At 59.0% G+C, this 1482-nt stretch carries 1 rRNA gene; it reads left to right on the top strand.

The annotated features are described in order from the left end of the window. Positions 1 to 507: 507 nt before the first annotated feature. Positions 508 to 1482, top strand: a 16S ribosomal RNA gene (locus ACIQAA_RS32370); the annotation flags it as partial.

Here is a 1482-nt window from a genome sequence, read left to right as displayed (position 1 = left end):
CTAACGTAGCCCGAGCCGCTTGAGACGGGCAGCGCTGTCGCCAGATCCCAGGATCGAGACACCGCGGCCCCGGAGCGGCCAACCACTACGACGAATCCCCAACAGGGTCCTGTTTCGCTGCGCGAATTCAAGACCCGGGGCTCCGATTAGGAGTCGAGAGGGAAATTCGCTAAAGTAGTGGACACGCCGGAAGGCGCGAAAGACCCCGCTCCAGCAGGGGGCCGGAAACGGAATTCGGATCGGAAACGAACCGGAAATCGGGTCTGGTAAGGTTGGAAACACCGAAGGGAAGCGCCCGGAGAAACCGGTGAAACGGTTTCGAAGGAAGCGTCCGTTCCTTGAGAACTCAACAGCGTGCCAAAAGTCAACGCCAGATATGTTGATACCCCGTCCACTCGTGGACGAGGTTCCTTTGAAGAAAAACACAGCGAGGACGCTGTGAACCACTGGATTATTCCTCTGGTGGTTCCGCTCTCGTGCAGTGTTTACCGGGATATCCCGGAGGCATTCACGGAGAGTTTGATCCTGGCTCAGGACGAACGCTGGCGGCGTGCTTAACACATGCAAGTCGAACGATGAACCGGTTTCGGCCGGGGATTAGTGGCGAACGGGTGAGTAACACGTGGGCAATCTGCCCTGCACTCTGGGACAAGCCCTGGAAACGGGGTCTAATACCGGATACGACTGCCGACCGCATGGTCTGGTGGTGGAAAGCTCCGGCGGTGCAGGATGAGCCCGCGGCCTATCAGCTTGTTGGTGGGGTGATGGCCTACCAAGGCGACGACGGGTAGCCGGCCTGAGAGGGCGACCGGCCACACTGGGACTGAGACACGGCCCAGACTCCTACGGGAGGCAGCAGTGGGGAATATTGCACAATGGGCGCAAGCCTGATGCAGCGACGCCGCGTGAGGGATGACGGCCTTCGGGTTGTAAACCTCTTTCAGCAGGGAAGAAGCGCAAGTGACGGTACCTGCAGAAGAAGCGCCGGCTAACTACGTGCCAGCAGCCGCGGTAATACGTAGGGCGCAAGCGTTGTCCGGAATTATTGGGCGTAAAGAGCTCGTAGGCGGCTTGTCGCGTCGGATGTGAAAGCCCGGGGCTTAACTCCGGGTCTGCATTCGATACGGGCAGGCTAGAGTTCGGTAGGGGAGATCGGAATTCCTGGTGTAGCGGTGAAATGCGCAGATATCAGGAGGAACACCGGTGGCGAAGGCGGATCTCTGGGCCGATACTGACGCTGAGGAGCGAAAGCGTGGGGAGCGAACAGGATTAGATACCCTGGTAGTCCACGCCGTAAACGTTGGGAACTAGGTGTGGGCGACATTCCACGTTGTCCGTGCCGCAGCTAACGCATTAAGTTCCCCGCCTGGGGAGTACGGCCGCAAGGCTAAAACTCAAAGGAATTGACGGGGGCCCGCACAAGCGGCGGAGCATGTGGCTTAATTCGACGCAACGCGAAGAACCTTACCAAGGCTTGACATA

The sequence above is a fragment of the Neobacillus sp. NPDC093182 genome (assembly GCF_044754045.1).
The sequence above is the reverse complement of the archived record's forward strand: the minus strand, read 5'-3'. Positions and strand labels throughout refer to the sequence as shown.